Below are 681 nucleotides of genomic sequence, written 5' to 3'. Positions count from 1 at the left end.
TTGTCGTTGCCCGCATTCGCCACCATATTGCATGAAACCATGCAGCAGATGGCAATCATCAAAATTCGCAAAATTCTTTTCATACGCTACAAATTAAAATTTTATAATAACTAACGGAACTTTCGCATGTAGGGAAGTTCCGTTAGTTTAACTTTACTCCTTTACGATTTCTTTTCCTGCTGCCTGCCAGCCAATAAAGCCGAAATCGAGTTCTATTACCTGATAGCCGTTCTTTGTCAAAATAGCTGCGGCATTTTTGCTTCGCTTGCCGCTTCGACAGTTCACGGCGATAGTCTTGCTTTTGGGAAGAGTGGCAGCGGCCTTCTGTTCGAAGTCTGATTTCAGTACGTCAATGTTGATTGCGCCCCGAATATGCCCATTGGCAAACTCTTCTGCGGTTCGTACGTCGAGACGGATTACTGCGGTGTCAGCGATGGCTTTCTCATAGTCATCTGCCGACAGACTCTTATAGCCCTTATTTTGCGCCTGACAAGAATACAGGCTTGATAGCATGGTTATAATGCTCATGATAAATATTTTCTTCATTCTCTAATCTTTTAATAATTATGCGCCTTTAATCTAGGAGGATAAGCCATGCTCAACCCCCTACATTCTTGCAATATATCTGCAAAAATACAAAAAATATTCAGAAAGTTGATTATATGGATGGATTTTGTTGGC

General features: G+C 41.4%; 1 protein-coding gene. It reads right to left on the bottom strand.

The window, feature by feature from the left end; translation table 11 throughout:
- Positions 1 to 153 precede the first annotated feature (153 nt).
- Positions 154 to 546 carry a rhodanese-like domain-containing protein gene (locus DWV53_RS15430; protein ID WP_118155493.1) on the bottom strand — a complete coding sequence of 131 codons (393 nt, stop codon included), beginning with the start codon at positions 544 to 546 and terminating at the stop codon, positions 154 to 156.
- Positions 547 to 681: the final 135 nt, after the last annotated feature.

This window comes from Segatella copri (genome assembly GCF_003465495.1).
GTDB classification, from domain to species: domain Bacteria; phylum Bacteroidota; class Bacteroidia; order Bacteroidales; family Bacteroidaceae; genus Prevotella; species Prevotella copri_G.
This window is presented reverse-complemented; position numbering and strand designations above follow the sequence as displayed.